This window comes from Paenibacillus sp. CAU 1782 (assembly GCF_054551715.1).
The window spans coordinates 293,154-316,138 of record NZ_JBTOLL010000003.1 but is presented as its reverse complement, the minus strand read 5'-3'; the positions used below and the strand labels follow the sequence as shown (position 1 = coordinate 316,138).

At 51.4% G+C, this 22,985-nt stretch carries 14 protein-coding genes; 3 read left to right on the top strand and 11 right to left on the bottom strand.

All coding sequences use genetic code 11. The features are described 5' to 3' along the window. Positions 1-103: 103 nt before the first annotated feature. From ACX93W_RS12020 to ACX93W_RS11980, 9 genes are all read right to left on the bottom strand, one after another. On the bottom strand, positions 104-1,711 hold the full coding sequence (locus ACX93W_RS12020; protein WP_459392608.1) for a response regulator transcription factor: 1,608 nt from the start codon (positions 1,709-1,711) through the stop codon (positions 104-106). After that, the gene (locus ACX93W_RS12015; RefSeq protein WP_459392607.1) at positions 1,708-3,489 is read right to left on the bottom strand and encodes a sensor histidine kinase; all 1,782 of its coding nucleotides are present in this window, start codon (positions 3,487-3,489) and stop codon (positions 1,708-1,710) included. Before ACX93W_RS12015 ends, ACX93W_RS12020 begins: the two co-directional genes overlap by 4 nt. A gap of 272 nt (positions 3,490-3,761) precedes the next feature. Then, the gene (locus tag ACX93W_RS12010) at positions 3,762-4,319 is read right to left on the bottom strand and encodes a hypothetical protein (RefSeq protein ID WP_459392606.1); all 558 of its coding nucleotides are present in this window, start codon (positions 4,317-4,319) and stop codon (positions 3,762-3,764) included. Between the two features lie 305 nt (positions 4,320-4,624). Further along, positions 4,625-5,722: an S-layer homology domain-containing protein gene (locus tag ACX93W_RS12005; protein WP_459392605.1), complete on the bottom strand. Its 1,098-nt coding sequence runs from the start codon at positions 5,720-5,722 to the stop codon at positions 4,625-4,627. 276 nt (positions 5,723-5,998) lie between these two features. Then, complete coding sequence (locus ACX93W_RS12000; RefSeq protein ID WP_459392604.1) at positions 5,999-7,069, bottom strand: ABC transporter substrate-binding protein; 1,071 nt, start codon at positions 7,067-7,069, stop codon at positions 5,999-6,001. 58 nt (positions 7,070-7,127) lie between these two features. Beyond that, the gene (yjfF, locus tag ACX93W_RS11995) at positions 7,128-8,114 is read right to left on the bottom strand and encodes a galactofuranose ABC transporter, permease protein YjfF (RefSeq protein ID WP_459392603.1); all 987 of its coding nucleotides are present in this window, start codon (positions 8,112-8,114) and stop codon (positions 7,128-7,130) included. Beyond that, positions 8,107-9,132 (bottom strand): ABC transporter permease, encoded by a 1,026-nt coding sequence (locus tag ACX93W_RS11990; protein ID WP_459392602.1) that lies wholly within the window; start codon positions 9,130-9,132, stop codon positions 8,107-8,109. Before ACX93W_RS11990 ends, yjfF begins: the two co-directional genes overlap by 8 nt. Continuing rightward, the gene (locus ACX93W_RS11985; protein ID WP_459392601.1) at positions 9,129-10,646 is read right to left on the bottom strand and encodes a sugar ABC transporter ATP-binding protein; all 1,518 of its coding nucleotides are present in this window, start codon (positions 10,644-10,646) and stop codon (positions 9,129-9,131) included. The genes ACX93W_RS11990 and ACX93W_RS11985 overlap by 4 nt, the downstream gene beginning before the upstream one ends. A gap of 84 nt (positions 10,647-10,730) precedes the next feature. Beyond that, entirely contained in the window at positions 10,731-11,768 is a 1,038-nt protein-coding gene (locus ACX93W_RS11980; RefSeq protein ID WP_459392600.1) for an ABC transporter substrate-binding protein, read from the bottom strand. Positions 11,769-11,994: 226 nt separating this feature from the next. On the opposite strand from ACX93W_RS11980, the gene ACX93W_RS11975 reads away from it, so the two are divergent. Genes ACX93W_RS11975 through ACX93W_RS11965 form a run of 3 tightly spaced genes read left to right on the top strand, consistent with a single transcriptional unit; the run spans position 11,995 to position 16,422 of the window. Then, complete coding sequence (locus ACX93W_RS11975) at positions 11,995-13,794, top strand: sensor histidine kinase (RefSeq protein WP_459392599.1); 1,800 nt, start codon at positions 11,995-11,997, stop codon at positions 13,792-13,794. Further along, the gene (locus tag ACX93W_RS11970; protein ID WP_459392598.1) at positions 13,791-15,431 is read left to right on the top strand and encodes a response regulator; all 1,641 of its coding nucleotides are present in this window, start codon (positions 13,791-13,793) and stop codon (positions 15,429-15,431) included. Before ACX93W_RS11975 ends, ACX93W_RS11970 begins: the two co-directional genes overlap by 4 nt. After that, a complete protein-coding gene (locus ACX93W_RS11965) occupies positions 15,385-16,422 on the top strand; it encodes a sugar ABC transporter substrate-binding protein (protein WP_459392597.1) in 1,038 nt (345 codons plus the stop codon). The genes ACX93W_RS11970 and ACX93W_RS11965 overlap by 47 nt, the downstream gene beginning before the upstream one ends. A 1,355-nt stretch (positions 16,423-17,777) precedes the next feature. Here ACX93W_RS11965 and ACX93W_RS11960 read toward each other — a convergent pair. Together ACX93W_RS11960 and ACX93W_RS11955 are read right to left on the bottom strand one after the other, a co-directional pair. Beyond that, on the bottom strand, positions 17,778-21,065 hold the full coding sequence (locus ACX93W_RS11960; protein WP_459392596.1) for a family 43 glycosylhydrolase: 3,288 nt from the start codon (positions 21,063-21,065) through the stop codon (positions 17,778-17,780). After that, positions 21,062-22,930 (bottom strand): dockerin type I domain-containing protein, encoded by a 1,869-nt coding sequence (locus ACX93W_RS11955; RefSeq protein ID WP_459392667.1) that lies wholly within the window; start codon positions 22,928-22,930, stop codon positions 21,062-21,064. Before ACX93W_RS11955 ends, ACX93W_RS11960 begins: the two co-directional genes overlap by 4 nt. Positions 22,931-22,985: the final 55 nt, after the last annotated feature.

The window sequence follows — 22,985 nt, the reverse complement described above, 5'->3', positions numbered from 1 at the left end:
TCGTGTTTGGACCCGATAGCGTTTTCGAATCTTGGCTTCATTATACCTACGGCCTCTTTGAGTCACTACTCGGATTTCGACATGTCAGTTGTACAGATTCGACTTACCTGTTTTTTGACGATTGATAGGTTATCCGGTATTCATGAGGGCTTGCCCCGGCAAATTTCTTGAATCTTCGAGAGAAATGCCCAAGGTTGGAGTATCCGGATTGAACGGCAATCGTGCTGACGGGCAATGTCGTTCCTTCCAGCAGCCGCTGCGCCAATAACATCCGCTTTTGAATAATAAGATCCGTAGCCGAACATCCCGCTTCTTTTTTCAATAGACGGTCCAAATAATCTGCGTTCAGGAATAGATGGTTTGCAACATCTTCCCGGGTAAGCTTTTCAGCATCGATATTTTGCTCGATAAATTGCTCCGCTCTCTGAATCATGGATGGCGAATGCTGTATGGCGCCCATAGACTCCATTGCCTTGCGAACGGTATCCTTGACCCATTCGATCATGGAGCTTACCGAATAAGCCGCTTGTTGAAACCGCTCCGTGGAATCCGATTGGTGAAACAAAAGCTGAGCTTCGATCCCTTTGAGCTTCAGCACATAAAAAAGGGTCTGGAGCAGGTTCTGGTGGAAGCGATACAAACTGTCGGCATCCACATTTTCCGTGCCGATGAGGCCAGCAAGAAAAGCCTCCGCTTCAGCAATGACCTGCTCTCCCCGCCCCTCCTTAAGCAGCACGGACCAGACATTCATATCGGGAAGAACAATTTCGCTTCCTGACGGCTTCCGCTTTTCCCACATAAAAACATTTTTGTGCAATGCCACGTTGTGCTTGTCCCATTCCAGCAGCTGGCCCACCATTTTACTCAACTCATGACTGTAAATGTCCATCCCGATGTAAATGGATAAGTCGCAATAGAAGAAACGGGAAGCAAAATCAATAAAGGCCTTGCAGCGTTGCTGCATCTGATCCCGCAGTGAGGAGTTGTCCTTCTCCATGGGAATTAACGCCAGCAGCTTGCGATTGGCCAGTTTAAATAACAGGCCCACGCCCTGCAGCCCCATCATTTCTTCGCCGCTATTCGTCAAGGCATACTCCATAATTTTTTCATCTCGAGCGGAAAGAGGCTTATGGTAACGATCCACCGACAGCAAAACCGGAAGAAATCTCATATGCTCGCTAAACGGCATATTTCGTTCCTCAGCTTCTTTTTTGATCGCTGCCGGGTTCGAGGGGATGGTCTGATCGATGATGTCCAACCATAGTCGTTCCGCCACCAGAGGTTGATGGCGCGCCCAAAAATGGCCGATTTGGCTGTATTCCATTCGCTCATGGTCCTGGCGAATTTTTTCCAGCGCGCGGCCAACAACCTCATAAAGCTCATCATTAAGAACCGGCTTGAGCAAATAATCAAAGCTGCCTAGCTGCATGGCGCGTTTTGCATAATTGAACTCGGCATGGCATGTCATAAACACCGCTTCTGTCCGAGGATAATGCTCTTTTACCCATGCCAGAAGATCAAGTCCGCTGCCTTGGGGCATCTCGATATCGCATAACATGAGATCTATTTGTTCGCTCTCGAATATCGCCTTGGCTTGACGTGAATTATAGGCCGTATAGACATTGCCAATCCCGAGATTTTCCCACTCGATATCTGCTTTTAATGACAGGGTCAAAAGCTGCTCATCATCCACTATCAGCATTGAAATCATGACTCAGCGCCTCCCGAATTCTTGTTGTTTGACGAGTCCGCCTTAAACGGCAGTGCAATAGTTACGACCGCTCCATGCGGATCTGCGTTGCTTAGAGTAATCATGGCTCGTTGCCCGTACATCAGATTTAGACGCTGCTTCACATTCCAGATTCCGATATGCTCTCCTTCTTCGTCCACAATCCGCTTGTTTTGGTTGATGCTGTCGATGATCCCCTCCCTAAAACCCGTCCCCGAATCCTGAACCTTGAAATGCAGGCAAAGCTCCGGGGATTCGATTAGTTCAATATCGATTTTAATAACGATCGGCTCATCAAGGGTTAAGGCATGCTTGATTACATTTTCCACAAATGTATGGATAATTAATGGCGGAACCGGCGTGCGCAGCAAAAAATCCTGAACCTGAATGTCGTACAAAATCTGGCCGGGAAATCTCAACTCCTGAATGCGCAAGTAATTGCGTACATGACGCAATTCATCTTTTAAAGCCACAAAGCTTAAGTTGCTCTGAAACATATAGCGGAAATATTGGATGAGACAAAGTGAAATTTCTTCCATTTTGTTTGTATCCTTCATGCGGGCCAGCGTATACAGCATATTTAATGTATTGATGAAAAAATGAGGTTTGATCTGAAGCTGCAGATGTTGAAGCTCGGCCTTCTGTTTCTTCAACTGCTCCTCGTATACGCTTATCCGCAAATCTTTTATTTCCCCCATCATCGTATTGAATGTATCGTTGAGCATTTGAAATTCAGTCGACGTTTGAAATTGCTTAATCTGCACATCCAGATTGCCTTGACGTATCAGATTCATCGTGCGCAGCAGTCGGTTGATCGGCTTAAGCAGCGTTGTCCGGAGCAGGATAAAGCCAATTAGTAGCAGAAGCAACGAAACAAACGGGAGCAAAAAGGATATCCATTTTAATGTAGGAAGATGCTGAAGTATCCGATCATCGGGAATAAAGGCGTACAAGGCGAATTCCCCTCTGTTGGATTGTTCTCCTATCGCAAGGAACGTTTGATTCCCCCCGGTCAAATAAAACGATGGGGCATTGAGTTCAATTTCCAGTCCATGCTCATGCACAAAATGTTGATTTACGATTGGATTGCCCTCAATATCGCTCAGAACCGCAGCGCCCCGATCATCCAACCCCAATAAATCCAACGTGGTTTGCAACGAGTTTACGTTCAGCCATGCCGTAATGACTGTCCGGTCGGTAAGCATAAACGTTCTGACAAGGAAAACTTGCTCATGATTTCTTGCAATGTACCATTTGCGCTGCAATTGTTTATCTGGAATCGGGTTATGAACAACCTCATGCATGATATGGGATTTAATATACATCCGGTCATCCAGCGCAGACCGTTCCCGGAAAGCGTACAAATATTGCCCGTCGCTTGGAAAATAAACGGAGATGCCGTCGATAACCGGGTATCGAACAATTGAGTTTGTTATTTCCTTTGTTAAGCGGGAAGCGATGAAAATTCGTTCATCTCCATTAGTCACAAACGGCATGTCCGACAATTCCGCATCAGACATCAAACCAATCAGGTAGTTATCCACCTCGTTCAGTCTTCCATCCAGCTGATCGCGGTATAAGGACAACAAATCTTCGCTGGAATTTGCGACTTGCTGACGAACAACTTCAATGGCATAAACATTGGAGTATATGATAAAGCCAATCAGCGGCACAACGATCATGAATAAACCAGCCATCATTTTTACACGAATGGAACGCCATGTTAATTTACGCAATGGATTATTTTGCTTCCAGAACAATTCCAAACCCCTCCTTATCCAAAAGGCCGTGCTGCAGCCTGCAGCAGCGTTTACCTATCATTGTTTATCAAAAGCTGAATCATCAAACCATCTACAGGTTCAGAAATAAAGCTAATCTATGATAGCGTCGCAAATGCCTACATAACAAGACCCAATATCGACTACTCGGTTGTTCCATTTCGACTTTTCTGAAATGGAGCACGAAAAAAAGCTGAATGGAAGCATTACGCTTTTCCATCCAGCTTTTTCACGAAACTTGCGGGACATCGTCATCAATCTTCCGCCAAAAATCTCCTTAACCTTTCGGCAATTTCTTTGGCATGGGAACGATACAAATAATGATCCGCTTCCAGCAACACCATCTCTGCATTGACGGAATCTTTTATTTGCTTCTCGTGTTCGGGAACCCATTGATCCGTTGCCGGGTGATTGGCCTGAACAAAAAGCATAACAGGCAAATGGAGAGGAAGAGCTTGCTGCTGCGCTCCTTGAAAATTGTCATACATGCTTTCTATTTCATTAAGCTGAGTCGTATTGAACCTGTTTTTGTGTATCAAAATGGTCAATTGTTCTTTGGTTTGCTCATCATAAGGCAGTCCTTCATAAGGATCGGCGCCCAGCTTCACCTGAATACGGGCGAAGCCTAAGTCGCGAAACCATTTAACCGGAGTTGTCATTGACGAATCAACCTTCTGCTCGCTTATCGACGGAACGCTGCTGTCCAACCCGACAAACGCACTCACTTCGTTTGGATATCGGTTCACATAATCCAGGCTGTAAAACCCCGAAATGGAATGAGCCACATCCACTCCTGTTCGTATCTGTATCATGCCCTGGCAAGCTTTCCATTCAAGTGTAACGAACCATCATGTCCTCTCCATGACGGCAATATGAAAGGGGTATGAACAATGGGGTTGATCATTACGCATGAAATGGTTGAGTATGAGTATTCATGTAACTTCCCCTGTGTTTCAAAAAAAACAGGCCATCGAGATGAGCTCGACAGCCTGTGATGGACAAAAAGGTATATTATTGTGCGGCTTGGGCCAAGCCCGGAACCGGTAGCCTTCTTAGCATACATGCTGTTATTTCACAACATGCTCATTGCTATTTTGCGTCATATACATATACATAGCTATTTTGCTGCCTTCTCCATTGCGTCCAGCAGGCGCAGCAGCATCGCTGCCGCTTCCGCGCGGGTTGCGGATTTGTCCCCGTCAAACCGGTTGCCTTGTTTGCCTTGAATTACGCCAAGCTGCGCGGCTGCGGCAATGGACGGCTTCGCCCAGCTCTCAAGAAGGTCAGCATCGGCAAAAGCCGGTTTTGCGTCCTTATCAAGCTTTCCGCCATGCAGCCTCATAATCATGACGGCCATTTCAGCTCGGCTGATGGGCCGATCCGGACGGAAGCTTCCGTCATTATAACCCGTTACGATGCCGGCTTGCCCCGCTTCCGAGGCATATGGCTTCGCCCATGCAGGAATCTCGTCTACATCGCTGAACTGGAGCGATATGCCGCCCTCCGCCTTTAATTCAAACGCCCTTGCGGCCATTGCAACAAACTCCGCGCGCGTGATTTGGATATCCGGGCGAAACGTTCCATTCCCATATCCGTTTACAAAACCCATGCCGACCGCACGCTCTACTGTTTCTTTTGCCCAGTGGCCGTCCAGATCGGAAAAGGTTTCGGCAATTCTTGCCTCTCCCCGCATGACTTCGACCTTCGTTCCCGGCTTTAGCTCTGTGGAGGCAAGATTGCTTTTGACCAGCTTCACCTGCGTCAACTCAACTGCTGTTTTCCAATCTCCATCAACCCCGCTGTCTCCAATCGGCTCAAATGTAATCGCCGCCAGCTCAACCTTCCCGGAGACACCGGAGGTTTTGCCAACCTTCGTATGCGCAAACACGACATAACCATCCACAGGGTCCAATGGAACGGAGAAACCTGGCAGCAAGCTTGTGCTTTTCCTGTAGAGCAGCTTTTTTTCATCATACTTCAGCGTAAGCTCGTAGCCGTATACATCCGCAAGCTTAGTTCCCGTTACCGTTACGACAACCTGCTCGCCCTTTACCGTTGGCTTGTTAGTAACGGACAAGATGAAGGCGCTGTTTTGCGCCGTCGCACTTCCTGTTGCTGCATTTTCCGGCGTTGCGCTTTGTGCCGTTGCGCTTCCCGCCATTGCGAACATGGCCAGCCAAACCGTCAGAAGCAGTATTCCAATCCGCTGTTTCAAGCCTCATCCCATCCTTTCATCCTATAAGTGGTTAAGTGAAAATCATTGGTTTAAATTGTTTTAATTGGTTTAAGTGGTCTAATTAGTTTTTAATAAAAATAAAAGCTCAAAAAGTCCGGTTTCCAGTATCGAGAAGATGGGATGAAGCTAGAAAATGAGTAACGGAGCTTAGTGGGAGCTAAGTGAGTAACGGAATTTTCGGGTGAATGCCATATTCGACGCCGACCATGCCGCCAGGCATGCTGCATAATGGGAAGCGGACTTTTTGAGCTACCTCTAATAGATTCGATTGCCGACTTCTCGTTCCGCTGTCACCTCCGTATAAATGCGCTCCGGCGTAATGATCCGCTTCGGAAGCGTCCGTCCCTCCATCAGCTCCAGCACCGCCTGCATCACATTTGGCCCCAGCATCGGATTGCATTCGACAACCGCGTTAATTTTGCCCTGCACCATCATCTCAAAAGCCTGCCGCGTGCCATCCACGGAAATGATGATGATATCCTTGCCCGGCCTCAGCCCAAATTCCTCAACCGCTTCGATTGCGCCAAGCGCCATATCGTCATTATGCGAGTACAAAACATCAATGTCGTTTCCATGGGTTTCAAGGAACGACTTCATTACCTCTTTGCCGCGAGCTTGTGTAAAGTCCGCCGATTCGCTGGCAAGAATCGTCATCTCCGGCCGTTCGCCGATGGCTTCCCGAAAGCCTGCCCCGCGATCGATGGAAGGAGACGCCCCCTCCGTACCCCGCAGTTCAACAATGGTAACTTCTCCTGGCTGGTCCCGCTTTTTATCAAGCAAATACCTGCCCGCCATTACCCCTTCCTCGTAAAAATCGGAGCCGATAAAGGTGACATACAACGATTGATCCGACAGCTCCATCTTCCGGTCGAGAATAAGCACCGGAATGCCCGCTTCCTGTACCTCGCGCAACATGTCATCCCAGCCCGTCTCGATCACCGGAGCAATGGCGATGACATCGACGCCTTGTTCTATGAAATTACGCACGGCTTCAAATTGCTTTTCCTGAGATTGCTCTGCGTTGTCAAACAACAGCTGGATGCCCGCTTCCTTGGCCGCTTCCCAAATTGAATTTGTATTGGCCAGCCGCCAATCGCTTTCCGAGCCCAGTTGGGAAAAGCCTAGCCTGATATGACGCTTTATCGGCTGCGCTTCTCCCTCCCCGGTCGGGTCTGCAGCCAAAGGAAGCGCTTGCCCTTTGTCAAACTGAGATGGCTTGTTGGTTGCTTCCTCCGCCTTGCAGCCGATGACACCCATTATTAAGCACAACGCCAGAATGGCATAAGCTGCTATCTTGCTCCCTCTTGCATCAAACTTTTTCCTCATGACGCCCCCCTCCAATCAATAATAGATGGATAAAAGAGGAAGTTCGACGTCTACGGGGTTATTCCTTCTTCCCGTCCAGCGCAATGTTTCTCTGGAGAGGTTGTCTGCTGCTGAACAGCTTCTGCAGTAAAATAAAGAAGAACAGGAGTAAGCCGATTACAATACGCGTCCACCACGAGCTGAGCGTTCCCTCAAAGCTGATGATGGTTTGGATGACTCCCTGAATCAGAACCCCGAATAACGTCCCGGCCAAATATCCAAAGCCGCCGGTCAGCAGCGTTCCGCCGATGACAACCGCCGCTATCGCGTCCAGCTCCATGCCGATGGCGTGAAGCCCATAGCCGGACAACATGTAGAAGGTAAACACAACGCCCGCCAACGCAGAGCATAAACCGCTGAACATATATACGCCGATTTTGGTCCGCGCAACCGGCAGACCCATCAAGACGGAGGATTGTTCGTTTCCGCCCAGCGCATAGGTATTACGGCCAAAACGGGTATAATGCGCCATGTAGAAAGCCCCGGCGAACAAAAGCAGCGCGATCAACACGCTGATTGAAACGAAGTTGCCGCCCGGCAAGGTGACCTTCGTCTGAGCAACCGACGTATAAAAGGCATTATTGATTGTGATCGTATTTTTGCTGATAACATAGCACAGCCCTCTAGCAAGAAACATCCCCGCCAGCGTGACGATGAAGGGCTGGATTTTGAAATAATGAATGATTGCCCCCATTGCCCCGCCAAACAAAAGGCCAAGCAGCAGCACCAGCGGAATAACTACCGCAGGCGACCAGCCGTCTTGCAGCAGCGTAGCCGATATCATCGTCGTCAGCGCAATAACCGATCCAACGGATAGATCAATCCCTCCCGAAACGATAACAAACGTCATTCCGATTGCAACGATCAGGAGAAAGGCGTTATCAATGAGCAAATTGAGCAGCACCTGGGCAGAGAAAAAGCCGGTATACCGGAAGGAGCCGGCAATAAACATAAGGGCAAACAAAGCTACCGTTACAAAAATCGGCATATGCTGGCGTTTAAACATGGCGGGTCGCCTCCTTTTCGGCCGGGTAGCGACGCGTTTTCCATCTGCTCACAAGCGCCTTGCGGAAATGTTCGGACTGGATCAGGCATACGACCAGCACAACAAACGCTTTGACAACAAGCGTAATTTCCGGCGGTACATTAATGACATAGATCGTTGTCGTTAATGTCTGGATAATAAGCGCGCCAACAACCGTGCCTGTCAGGTAAAAGCGTCCGCCGTTCAGAGAAGTTCCGCCGATAACAACCGCAAGAATCGCGTCAAGCTCATACCAAAGGCCTGCGTTGTTGCCGTCGGCGCTGGAAACATTGGAGCTTAGAATAAGACCGGCAATACCGGCGCACAGGCCGCAGAAGAGATACGCCGCGATCATGACCGATTTTGCGCGGATGCCCGCAAGACGGCTTGCCACCGGCTTATTGCCTACCGATTCGATAAACATGCCGATTGAGGTCCTCCTAGTTAACAGAACCGCAGCCGCAAACACAACAGCCACGATGAAAATGGAGAAGGGCAGCCGGAACAGGCCGCCTGCCCCGATAAACTTGTAGTTTTCGCTGGTTACTGTAATGATCTGACCGCTTGTAATAAGCTGGGCAATGCCGCGGCCTGCAACCATTAGAATAAGCGTGGCGATAATGGGCTGAATGCCCATGCCCGCAACGAGAAAACCATTCCAAAGCCCAAGCAGCAGCGACAAGGCAAGCGCCATAAAAACAGCAAGCGCCACAAGACCAAGAGCATTCTGATCCGAACCCTTGCTAATGGTCATGCAGGCCATTGCCCCTGTAATCGCGACTATGGAGCCAACGGACAGATCAATGCCTTTGGTCGCAATAACAAGCGTCATCCCGATTGAAACCAGCATAAGCGGAGCTCCAAAGTTCAGAATGTCAATCAGAGTGCCATACAACCGGCCATCCCTGATTTTGATCAAAAAAAACGACGGATCATACAGCAGATTAAACAGCAGCAGCAATGCCAGCAGCGTTACCGGCCAAAACAAATGATGCTTCATCCTTCTCCCCCTCCGGCAATTGCCTTCATAACCATCTGCTCGCTCATCTCGCCGCCCGCCATCTCCTTCACCTTTCTACGGTCGCGCAACACAACAATACGGTCGCTGACCCTCAGCACTTCCTCAAGCTCGGACGAAATAAACAAAAGCGACATGCCCTTCTGCGACAACGACTTAACGAGCTTCTGGATTTCCGCCTTCGCGCCGATATCAATGCCCCTGGTCGGCTCATCCAGAATAAGCAGCTTTGGATCAGTCAGAAGCCATCTGGCAAGCAATACCTTCTGCTGGTTGCCGCCGCTCAAATTTTTGATCAACTGGTCCGGGTTAGGCGGATTGATATTTAACGCTTCAATAAACTGCTTTGCGATTTCGGACTGCCGCTTCCTTGAAATGCTGCGGAACCAGCCCTGGGACGCTTGCAAAGCAAGCACAATGTTCTCGCGGATAGTCAAATCATCAATGATGCCTTCGCCTTTACGGTCCTCGGAGCAAAAGGCGATGCCGTTATCAATAGCTTGTCTCGGCGTATGCACAATGCCGCTGTTTCCGATCCTCAAGGAGCCTTGATCGGGTGAATCGGCTCCAAACAACAGCCGTGCCGCTTCCGTTCTGCCCGAGCCGAGCAGTCCCGCAAGCCCGACGATTTCCCCTTCGCGAATAGAAAGGTCAAACGGTTCGATCGCGCCTCTTTTGCCAAGGGATTTGGCTTCGAGCAGCGTTTTCCCTTCCTTTCCCTCGAGGGCGGCCGCCTGCTTGGGCAGCTCCTCCAGCAGCTTCAGCTCCTTGCCGATCATTTTGGAGACGAGCTCTATACGGGGCAATGCGGAAGCCGCATATTCCCCCACAAATTCTCCGCCACGGAGAATGGTTATTCGATCGGATATTTCATAAACCTGATTCAGGAAATGCGTCACAAACAGAATCGCAAGCCCTTCGCTCTTAAGCTTGTTCATGACGCCAAACAGCTGGCGCACCTCGCCACGGTCAAGGCTTGAGGTAGGCTCGTCAAGGATAAGCACCTTTGCCGATATATTTAGCGCTCTCGCAATCGCAACCAATTGCTGAATCGCGATGGGGTATACATGAAGAGGCTTCGTCACATCAATCTTCAAGTTCATGCGTTCCTCCAGCAGCTTCGCGGCTGCGGCGTTCAGCTCCTTCCACAGAATGCGGCCAAAGCGCATCGGCTCTCTGCCGATAAAAATATTTTCCGCTACGGACAAATTCGGGCACAGGTTCACTTCCTGATAAACGGTACTGATTCCCGCGGCTTGCGCATCCTGCGGGCTTCCAATCACAATACGCTTTTGCTCCAGCTCCACATAACCCCGGTCAATCGAATACACGCCCGTCAATACTTTAATCAGCGTCGATTTTCCGGCGCCGTTTTCTCCCATCAATGCGTGCACCTCGCCGGGAAATAAACGAAATTGTACGTTCGACAACGCTTTAACGCCCGGAAATTGCTTGTGAATATCCCCCATCTGCAGAATCGGAAGGCGTTCTTCCATCGGAATGCTCCTCTCTATTTTCCACAAAGCCGTCCCGGCATATCGCCGGGACCGGCTTCCTCTGACTTCCAGCAGTCCGGCTTCTTAATATTTACGGTTAGGAAGCTCGCGCTTCGCGTCCTCCGACGTAAACACGCCTTCCTCCGTCACGATGCGCTTCTCAACCGGTTTTCCGTCTACTACATCTTGAACAGCCTGCATCAATTGAGGCCCGAGAAGCGGATTGCATTCCACGATAAAGTTGATTTTCCCTTCGCTTGCAGCAATAAAGCCGTCTTTGACGCCGTCAACCGAAATGATGATAATGTCCTCGCCCGGCTTGAGGCCAGCCGCTTCAATCGCCTGGATTGCGCCAAGCGCCATATCGTCATTATGGGCATACAACACATCGATATCCGCATTCGCCTTCAGGAACGCTTGCATAACCTCTTTGCCCTTGGCGCGCGTGAATTCACCTGTTTGTGAAGCGATTACCTTTAAATGGGGGTTGGAAGAAATGATTTCGTCAAAACCCGATTTGCGGTCATTTGCCGGTGCGGAGCCTGTTGTGCCTTGCAGTTCTACGATGTTGATGTCTTCTGTCGCATCCTTGTACTGCTCGACCAGCCAGGTTCCGGCGCGGCGGCCCTCCTCGACAAAGTCGGAGCCGATAAACGTTTCGTACAGCGACGTATCTGCGGAATCAACGGCGCGGTCCGTCAGAATAACCGGAATGCCCGCATCCTTCGCTTCCTTCAGTACCGTATCCCACCCTGACTCAACTACCGGGGAAAAGGCGATAACGTCAACCTTTTGCTGAATAAATGTACGGATGGCTTTAATCTGGTTTTCCTGCTTCTGCTGCGCGTCGGAAAACTTCAGATCGAAGCCGGCTTCCTTCGCCGAGTCCTGAATCGATTGCGTATTGGCCGTGCGCCAGCCGCTTTCCGCGCCGACCTGAGAGAAGCCAAGCGTAATCTTTTTGCCTTCAGGCGCCTTTGTCGCTTCTGCTGTTGGAGAGCTTGAGGCTCCTCCCCCATTGTTAGCCGGAGGTGTTGCTCCCCCGTTCCCCGAGCAAGCGGCGGAAAACAGCATAATCGCCAATGTGACGATAGCAAGTCCTTTCTTTTTGACAGCATTCATGTACTTCATACCTCCCCTTGTGGTAACCAAATCAATTGGTTTGAGATGATTATAAAACGCTTACATCGGGGTCTTATACGGAGTTTGATACGTAATCCTTGTAAATTTTTATGCGTTTTGAGGCAGCGGCCCGCCATTTGTTTTCTTTTTTGCTCATTTGGTGTATTTTCTTTTGAATGTTTGCGCTTCCATATCCTTCAACCCGCGATTTTGGTATAGTAAGCATATGAAGCTAATTGATTGGATTGCCTCCAGCCTGCGGGCGAAGCTGCTCACGATGTTTATCTTGCTTACCTGTGTGCCGCTTATTATTGTTGGCCTCGTTTCCTACCAAAAATCGTATAATACGGTGTTTGGCAACAGCAAAGCGTCTTCCATGATTGCGGGAGAACAGCTTGCGCGCGACATCGACCTGCTGTTTGAGGATACCGGCAAACTGCTAGAGCTTGGCAACGATCCCCGCGTCCTTCACTTCCTGCTCTCGCAAAGCGATAGCTATTCCGATGCAAAAGACATTCTGAAAACGATGGACTCCTATCTCGACACCTACAGCGATGAAAGCGTCCTCAATATATCCATCATCAATTTGTACGGAAGAGGCATCAGTGACCGGCGCGGTGTCTTTCAACTGGACAAAAACCCGCTGCGCAACCACCATTTCGCCTACTTGACCAACCATCCCGATGACATCCTGAACATTCCGCCGTCCCAATCTTCGCCGCTCGACCGCATCGACGGATTTCAATACGAGGAATCCAACGTTATTTCCATCATGGCCACAGTCAAGCAGCGGATTACGCACGAGGTCATCGGATTCATCGTCATTGATATCGACGATTTCGTCGTAGGCCGCTCAATCGACGGCACAACGCTTGGCAAAACGGGTTTCTTCTATGTTACCGATGCCGAAGGAACGCCAGTCTTCACTCCGTCGAGCCGGCAAGAGGAGAAGCTTCCGAACGGACGGGACGTCATTCTTCGTTCGGAGCGCCATTACATTGATTCTTCGCACGGAAAACCGAAATTTGTATTTGCGGCAAAGTCGCCGAGGACAGGCTGGAACATCATCGGTTACGTACCTCTGCAAGAAATTGTGGAGGAGGCCAACTCCATCAGGCAAATGATTATCGTCAGCGTCATTCTGAGCATCATGTTCACCATTACACTCCATTTCTACATTTCCTCCAGACTGACGAGACCTGTTCAATTGCTCAAAAACAAAATGCAGCTAGCCGCCTCCGGTTATCTGGAAGCCAAGGTCGCCACAACCGGCAAGGACGAAATAGCCAACCTAAGCGCCAATTTCAACATTATGCTGGGGAAAATCAAAGGGCTGCTGGACACCAGCATCAAAGAGCATGAAGCGATGAAAAAAGCGGAGCTAAGAGCGCTCCAGGCTCAAATAAACCCGCATTTTCTGTACAACACGCTGGACTCCATCGTATGGATGGCGGAGGCTGGCCGCAACAGGCAAGTCATTTTGCTTGTCGAGGCGCTCTCCAAGCTGTTCCGAATTTCTCTCAGCAGAGGACGCGACTGGATCAGCGTGGAGAAGGAGCTGGAGCATGTGCACAGCTACCTGGTTATTCAGCAAATGCGCTACCGCGATATTCTGGATTACGAAATCGACGTGGACCCTTGCCTCAAGCATTATTCCATTCTGAAAATGACGCTTCAGCCCATTGTTGAAAACGCTATCTATCATGGCATCAAAAATAAAAGGGGCAAAGGACTTGTCCGTATCGTCGGGTACGAAACACCGGACAAGGAAATGCTGCTTATGGTCGAAGACAACGGCGCCGGCATGACGCCCGAAAAACTGGATGCGCTGAAGCGCGGCCTGCTGACGCGACAGCTGCCGGAGGAAACCGGCAAGGAGGTATCCGGCGGATTTGGCCTGCATAACGTGGAGCAAAGGCTGCGGTTGTATTACGGCGATTCGTATGGCGTCATCGTCGAAAGCGTCGAAGGTGCGGGTACAAAGGTTATCATCACATTACCGATGAGAGAGGAGCAAATCCCGTGAAAAAGGTCATGCTGGTGGATGATGAAATTCTCGTTCGCGAAACGGTACAGGAATGCATTCAGTGGGAGAAGGAAGGCTTTTCTTTCGTGGGGGACGCGCCGGACGGCGAAATTGCGCTCCAACTAATCGAGCAGCTTCAGCCCGATATTCTGATTACCGACATTATGATGCCTTTTATGGACGGCCTTGAGCTTAGCGGCATCGTTCGCAAGCAAATGCCGCATGTCAAAATCGTTATCCTCAGCGGCCATGGCGAATTTGAATATGCCAGAACGGCGCTGCACCTGGGCGTAGAGGAGTATTGCCTGAAACCGGTCAGCGCGGCCAGCATGCTTGAGCTGCTCCACCGCGTCAGCGGCAAAATCGACGCGGAGCGGCTCCAGCAGGAGCAAGCGCGAAAGCTGCTGCAAAGCGAAACGGAGAAAAAAACGGTGACGAAGGAAAAGCTGCTTAGCGAATTATGCTGCGGCTTTTTGACCGCCTCGGAGGCAATTCGCTGGGGCTCGTCGCTTTCTATCGATTTAATAGCGCCCTATTACGCTGTCGTTATTTCGGATGCCCGCGAAACAACCGAGGAGGAAATTGCCGAACAGGCAGAGCCGGGGGCCGCTTGCCGACTGGACAAAACGCCGCCTTCCCTGCCGCTTTGCCATGAAGAGGGGCAACTCTCCTATAAGCGCAGCCGCTCCGAGACGGTCTGGATCGTCACTGGAGAATCGCGCGCGCAGCTTGATGAAAACCTCCTGGTGTTCCGCATTCAACGCGAGGAAGCCGACAGCTCCAGCAACACAACTTCCGCTATCGGGATTGGAAACGTGTATGACCGGCTGCAAAGCATCCATCTCTCCTATCTGGACGCCGAGGAGGATATGCATGGACAACGTCTCTCCAGGCAAAATCGCAGAGATATGAGCGCATCGGCGCAAGCCTTGCTGGATCCCGCCGTTTTTCTGGAGCGGTCCAAATTTCTGGACTTTCTGAGACTGGGCAAGCCGACAGAGGTAGAGAGCTTTATCGCAACCTATATGGCCGAAATAAACCGGCAAAATTGGGACAGCTCGCCGCTCGGCTATTACCTGCTGAACGATTTGACCATTGAGGTGCTTCATGCCTCCAAGCAATCGTTCCGCATCTCGTATCAGGATGCATTGACATCCTTCCAATCCGAAATCAGCAGTATCCGCACAACAGACGACGCATCGGCCTATCTCATCCGTCTTGCGGGGCAGTATTGGAAATGGAGAAGCGAAGGCGCCGACAAATACAGCGAGCTGATCGACAAAGTTAAGGCCTACATCGAGGAGCATTACGACAAGGAGTATATTTCGCTTCAAAGCGCCTCCGACTATGTCCAGCTCAGTCCGAGCCATCTGAGCAAGGTATTTAGCCAGGGAACCGGACAAACGTTCATCGAGCATTTGACCCAAACCCGGATGCGGAAAGCGATGGAGCTGCTGCTGACGACCCCGGCCAAATCCTATGAGGTTGCTTTTCAGGTCGGCTATAACGATGCGCATTATTTCTCTAATCTTTTCAAACGGGTGACGGGCATGACGACCAAGCAATTCCGGAAAAATGGAGGGCTTGCGCTTGAGACGAAGGGAGACGGCTATGGTGCTGCCTTCAGGCATGGCTAAATGGGTTTCCGTATTGGCCGTTTCTATGGTTTTGTTCACTGCCGGCTGCCTTGCCGGTCCCCCGGCGGAACGCAAATCCGCAGCGGATACAGCAGCGTCTCCTCCCCGGAACGAGGCGCAGCTTACGTTTGGCATCCTCTATCCGATGGCGCATCCATTCTACGAAATGATAACCCAAATGACGGAAGAGGCTGCGGCCCCCCTGGATATCGAGCTGATCGTCAAAGCGCCGGATGAATTCAATATCGAGCAGCAAATCCGCATGATGGAGCAAATGATCAAACAGGGGGTAGACGGCATTGCCGTTAGTCCGGTAGACGGCGATGCGCTTGCGCCCGTCATTGACCGGGCGGTCCATGCAGGAATTCCCGTTATTTGCTTCGAGACGGATTCGCCGGACAGCAGCCGGCTGACGTATATCGGAAGTAATCATTACGAAGCCGGAAAGCTTCTAGGGGAAGTGCTGGACCGGCTGCTCAAAAGCCGCGGGATGGTGCTGGTGGAAAGCGGCTTTCCCAAATTGCCGGCGCAGCAGGAGCGGCTGGAGGGCATGCTGCAGCACATTAATGCCTATACGGACATTCAGGTGCTGGATGTGCGCTTCAACAACGGGAGCGAGGATCAAGCTTTGACGGACATGGAAATTATGATCGACGGCCATCCGCATTTTGACGCCTTTGTTTCGCTGGACCTCTGGTCGCCCGCCTCCTCCATCCTTGTTTGGAAAGCCAAGGGGCTGACCCGGGATGTCGTGGCTTTCGGCATGCAAAGCGACATTAAGGAAGCGATCCATAACGGACAGATTACAGCCGTTGTTTCGCAAAATGAACAAAACTGGGCAGTGGAGATTATAACAAACCTTATACTCGCCGCACAGAAAAAGCCGTTGCCGGAGCATGTCGATACCGGCACAGCCGTGCTGACCCGCGACACGGTGGATTCCTTTCCCGATGTAACCAGGCTTCAGAAACGCCAGAGCCAGGGCCGTTAGTTTCCGGGAAATTATTTTTTTATTTCGGAAAAAAACAGGCAGCTAGAACAGGCAACTTTGAGCTGTAGTGTAATGTAGTGCTTTGCCGTGCAGTGCAGCGCAACGCTTTGCTGTGCAGCGCTTTGCTGTGCAATGCAGCGCAGCGCTTTGCTGTGCTATGCAGCGCAGCGCTTTGCTGTGCAGTGCTTTGCTGTGCTATGCAGTGCTATGCAGTGCTATGCAGTGCTTTGCTGTGCTATGCAGTGCAGTGCAGCGCAACGCTTTGCTGTGCAGCGCTTTGCTGTGCTATGCAGTGCAGCGCAACGCTTTGCTGTGCAGCGCTTTGCTGTGCAATGCAGTGCAGTGCTTTGCTGTGCTGTGCTGTACTGTACTGTACTGTGCCGTGCAGTGCTATGCAGTGCCGCGCCGTGCAGTGCTATGCAGTGCCGTGCAGTGCTATGCAATGCCGTGCAGTGCTATGCAGTGCCGTGCAGTGCAGTGCAGTGCTTTGCAGTGCCGTGCAGTGCTTTGCTATGCAGTGCCGTGCAGTGCTATGCAATGCCGTGCAGTGCTTTGCTGTGCTGTGCTGTGCTGTGCTGTGCCGTGCAGTGCTTTGCTGTGCCGTGCAGTGCTTTGCTTTGCTGTGCCGTGCAGTGCTTTGCTGTGCTGTGCCGTGCAGTGCTTTGCAGTGCCGTGCAGTGCTTTGCTATGCAGTGCCGTGCAGTGCTATGCAATGCCGTGAAGTGCTATGCAGTGCCGTGCAGTGCTATGGTGTACCGTTCTGTGCTAGGCTTTGCTGTACTGTGAAAGTGTAGCGGTCATCCATGACCGTTAGAGTACGAAATGGCTGGATTGGTTGTGTGTAACGGTCACGCGTGTCCTTTAGCGCTCAAAAGTGGGTGAAAACGGGGTGAATATGGATTTTAACGGCCGCCGATGTCCATTAGAAACTGATATTCATTAAAAAGAGGCTCCTAACGGTCATGGATGACCGTTACATATTTTGATGACATAGTAATTTGAGTAAAAAATCGTACAAAGCTTCTCCACACATCCAAAAAAGGAAGGGGAGACGAGAAGGCGGAACTTCTCCTTCTCCTCCCCCTCCCCCCTGCTTCCCCCTGCAACAGTATCGTAGCGGTTGCCATAGTCCAACAGTATGATCGTGGCTGTTGCCATAGTCCAACAGCTTATACTGAAAATCATTAGCTGTTTTTCGAAAACTTTTTTTCGAAAACTTTTTTTCGAAACTTTTTTGAGAGTTACTTTTTCTTTGGGCACTTATAAAAGATTATCAGGGCCAATTGAATGGTCCCTTATTTGCGTTGCATGATGAAACTTGGACCAGCTTGCGGCCAGTATCGGCAGCCACCCACCTATTCCGCCATTGCGGATGCGATGTGGGACAGATCGGCAATGTCGATTTTGTCGTCGCGATTCATATCCGCCACTCGTGCGGTCTGCCAATCGGGGCTTGCAGAATCCTTTCCATAATGATAGGCAGCCATTGCAAGGTCGCCTACATTGACAACTCCGTCGCCATTAAGGTCGGCGGAGGCCTCCTGAATAACCGACGCCTTAAAGTCGTCAACTGCGCTGTTCAGAGCAACCACCGCTCCGTCCACTTGCAACTGTGTCGCGCTTGCAAGGTCCAGTACAGCTGTCGCCGCATCGATTGCCGCGCCCAACTCATCCGTGGCCGCCTTCGGATATTGCCCAGGAAGCGTGCCGACAACCGCCCCGTCATACAGATCCTGCGCAGCTGTTATAGCGGCTTGCAGAGCGCCCTTATCCACGCCTGGGTCGGTACTGCCAACGGCAATGGTTTTACTGGCAAGCGCCGCTTGAATGACCGTACCTTGGGGTGCCGTGCCAAGCTTGGCGTGGGTGGTTGCAATGATGCCGCTTGTGCTTTGAACCCCGCCATTTACCTTAAAGACAACATTCAGCACCGGCGTGCTTTCACCGGATACGCCGCCGATGTTGGCGGCGATCAGTCTAATTTTTCCAGACTGGGATTTGTCCTCTGTCACCAGTTGAATACGATCGTCTGCGCCCGCAGCGCTCACATACTGGAACAGACCCGCGTCATAGCTCAAAGCAATATCCTGCGCATAAACGCTTTGCGTCATATTCTCCAGACTAATTCCCAACGTAAAGGTGCTTCCGGGTTGAACAAGACTTGCTCCCGAAAGCGCGGCTGTTGGCAGACCCGACTTTGCCTCTTTGATGATTCGGAAGGTCGCATCCTGCTTATCCGATCCGCTGCTGCCCGCCGAATAGGCGTCCAGCCTTAATTTGGAGCCGTTCCCGTCGGACTGCCGGATATACAGCTCGGGATTGGAGATGGACTGAAACGATACCCATTCGGAATCTGCCAATCCCGGCACCTTCCTGAACGTTGCCCGATTTTTAAAACCGGTTGTATGATCATGCTTCGCCAATACGATGGAGCTGCCGTTTGCGCTCAAGTAATATCCCGGCTTGTTGACCACCTGAAGGGATACCGTATCCAGAGTCGCTTCATCCGCAAGCCCTGGCAGCACCTCCCACTTCAGCGGCAACTCGTCTCCTTGCTTCCGGCCAAGTGCCGTATCATAACCGGAAAACGTAATGAACTGATCAGGATAACGATTGGACTGAATCAGCGATGCCGTGCCAAAAGGACCGGTTGATGTAATTTGCGCGGGTTGAATACCTCCGTCTTCATTGTAATAGATCGCTTCCACGCTAACTGAGCGTCTGGTCTGGCCACCGGTTGGCAAGGCTGCATTATGGTAGAACAGGTAAGATTGGCCTTTAAATTCAACAACGGCGGGATGCGAAGTATCGGAGCTGATTGTGCCCGACCCTCCATTAGGCTCCAGATTGGGTCCCAAAATCACCCCTTGATATTGCCACGGCCCAACCGGGCTGTCGGACGTCGCATAAGCGACCTTTTGCGGCAATGCCTGGGCAAAAACAAGATAATATTTGCCGTTTTTCTTGTAAAGCCACGGCGCTTCGCTAAAAATGCCGCCGGTCAGACCGTTAATGGGAACGTTCGTGAAAATATCCGCGCCCTCTGTAATGCGGCCGTCGCCGTTCAGGTCTTTGAATGAGATCATATCCTCGTTCAGAAGCGCGTAATGCAATTTGCCGTTGCCCCAATACAGGTACGCCTGCCCGTCATCGTCGATAAAGACGGTGGGATCAATATCCTCCATGCTGGACAAGGTTCCGCCCGTTGTAATCGCATTGTCCAGCAGAGGCTGGCCCAATGCGTCGACAAACGGGCCGACCGGGCTGTCGGATACCGCTACGCCGATGGTATAACCCTGATTATTTTGTCTGCCGGAGGTTGAATACAGGTAATATTTGCCGCCGCGTTCAATAACCTGGGAAGCCCATGCCGTTCCGCTGGTCGCCCAGCTGAAATCCGTGCTTTTCATAACGGGCCCTTCATATGTCCAATTCACCATATCCTTGGTGGAGAAGCATACCCATTCATTAATGCTGAACCATCCGCCAAGGGAGGCCTGATCGCGGCCGGCATACACGTACAGCGTATCGCCGTCCACCAGAGCGGCCGGGTCCGCCGTAAAGATTTGATTGCCCTTGTCATCGCTTTTGAATATCGGGTTGTAGCTCGTAAATTGAATGTCATAACCCTCCGGCAAAATGGTAATCGTAAACGGCCGGGTGTCCGAAACCTCGCCTTTGGAAAGGGTCGCCGTCAAGGCAGCAACAACGGGTTGCTCTCCTGCCGCAGGCCTTGTCACCTTGCCGTCATGGCTGAGATAGGCAGGTTTGCCGGACTGCCAGGCAATTTCGGTTCCATTAAACTGCCCCGGCAGCTGGATATCGTCCGTTACGATGGTTTTGCCTATGCTTAGATTGGCTTTCGCCTCGGCGACAACTTGCGAAGCATCCAGTGATGCATTGTACAAAACGTTAATGTCCTCCTCGCTCAATGCCGCAGAATAAATTCGGAAGTCATCCACTTGCCCGGAGAAATAAGGGTCGGCATAAAAGGATTTGCCAATGTAGCCCGAGTAGCCTTTGGCGGCGTCATACAAGTCGGAGGGTTTAATCGTTGTGTTTGTATTGCGCGACAAAGCAACCCCGTCCAGGTAGAGGACGCTTGTTCTGGCTGCCGGATCAATGGTGACGGCGACATGCTTCCACACTCCGGTGTCCATCGCTTCTGCCCCGTCGGCGACCTGCTCGCCTCCTCCATTTTTGATTGCGGAATGCAGCTTCCCGCTCCAAAGCCGCGGCGACAGGAACTGGTTCCTGTTGGAATCCGCCCCTAACGCATATAACCATTGGTTTGCGCTGCCCCCGCTCCATTTGACCCATGCCGCAACCGTCATCTGATCCAGCCCGTTTAATACGCCGTTTGGAATAGCAATATACGGCGCGGTTGCCGAATTGGATGCCCCTCCGGTCATGGCATAACTTGTGCCGTCTACGCCTTTTTCACGAACCACTGCATTGACATAGGTACCGTCAAAGCCGTTGCCCGATGAATCCACCGCCTTGCTTCCTTCCGTCTCGTCAAACTTATACCACAGCTTGAGGGGCGGCTCGGAGGCCGCCTGAACTTCAGGCGAACCTCCTGCTCCAGCCAGCAGGCTTAATGACAGAGCGGCAGCCAGCGTTATCGAAGCTATCTTTTTCATCGATTAAGCTCCTTCTGCTGCTTTTCTATTATTTTGCTTGCGACAAACGACAGATCGACGATATCGATTTTGCCGTCGTTGTTCATATCCGCGATCTTGGCTGTCGACCAGTCCGCGCTTGCGGAATCTTTGCCGTAATGATACGCCGCCATTGCCAAATCGCCTACATTGACAACTCCGTCGTTGTTCAAATCTGCCGAAGCTTCCTTGATAACGGCTTCAGTAAAGTGGTCAATGGCATCCGTCAATGCCGCCGTGGCGCTGTCAACCTGCGCCTGTGTTGCGCTTGCGTTTGCGTTGACTGCTTTTGCCGCGCTGATCGCCTCGCCCAGTCCATCCTTGGCCGCTTGCGGATATTGTCCCGGCAACGAACCAACAACAGCCCCGTCGTACAGCTCCTGCGCTTTTGCGATCGCAGCGGTCAAAGCTCCCTTGTCAATCACTACATCGCTGCTGCCTACCGCAATCGTCTTGCTCCCAAGCGCTGCCGCAATAACGGTCCCCTCTGGAGCAACGCCAAGCTTGGCTTGGGTTACCGCCACCGTTCCGGTTGTATTCTGAACGCCGTCCTTAACCTTGAAGGTCAAATTCAAGACCGCTGTTTCAGCCCCCGATATTCCGCCGATATTGGCGGCTACCAGCCTGATTTTGCCTGCGGTTTCCTTGTCTTCTTTTACAATCTGAACATGATCGGTTGCGCCTGAGGCGCTGACGTATTGGAATACGTCGTCATCATAGTTCAGCGTTATGTCTTCGGCATATACGCTTTCCTCCAGATTATTCAGGCTAACCGCCACCGCAAAGCTGCTGCCCGGCTTCACGCTGGCATCCGCCGATAGCTCGGCGATTGGCTCCGGAGCCTCTGCCGGAGGCCAAACTGGCTCTGCACCCGAGGTGCTGGTAGTCAAATAAATCCGGTCAAGGACAAACCCGTCTTCCCTGCCCCAGAAGTTCAGCTCATGAACGCCGGCCGTAATGGAAAGCGGCGCGCCGCCCGGTACGGCGGTACCGCCGTTGCTCAGATTTACCCATCTGAATTGCCCCGCGCTTACGTTCTGAATGCCGTTGGACGTAAATTTATATTCATTGTCCAAACCGACATGGACGGAATCCGAATTGAAATCTACGCTTTTTGCAAGCACCCATAGCTGGTACGTGCCTGATGTCTTGAAGTTGATTTTGTAGGATAGACGAGAGCCGGTGGCCAGTGTCGCCGCATCCGTGCCTGGCATGTTGAAGCCCGTATCCGGGCCAAAAAGCATAGCCTTTGTCGTCTGGCCATCCACGGCTGTCCATGTATGGCCGTTTATAACGCCGGTTACATAGGCATCCTCCGTATTGTCCGCCGCCGTCTCCGCTTCGATTGCCACAATGGAGGGCACATTGACCGTTACGCTGATCGCAGCAGTTGCGGCTTCTCCCAGCGCTCCTTTGTAGCTTACCGTTACAGTGGTTGTTCCGCTTCCTTTGGCTGTAATGATTCCGTTTGCCACATCCGCGACGCCGGGAGCAGGGTTGCTGTAGGTTGACAGCCTTGTGACATCCTCCGTGTGGCCATCCATATATTCCGCCGTTACTTTGAAATTGGCGGTTTGACCGGAATCCAGCGCAACCGAGCTGTTATCGACCGTAATTTGCTTTACCGTCAGCTCGCTGTTCAGGTCCTTGACCAACACATGCACCGTATCCGATTTTCCGCCATAGCTGATGTCAATGCTTGTTGTGCCGTAACCCGTGCCGGTTACAACTCCGCCAGCCACGCTAACGATGCCGCTTTGCGCTGGCGTCGCGGATGCTTGCTCCGTCACATCCTGACTTGTTCCGTCGGTGTATACGGCCGTTACCTTTAAGGAAGCCGTATTCATTCCCGTGGCGGTATCAAGCTTATACTTGTTAATTGTTGCATGAATTGCGGCAAGC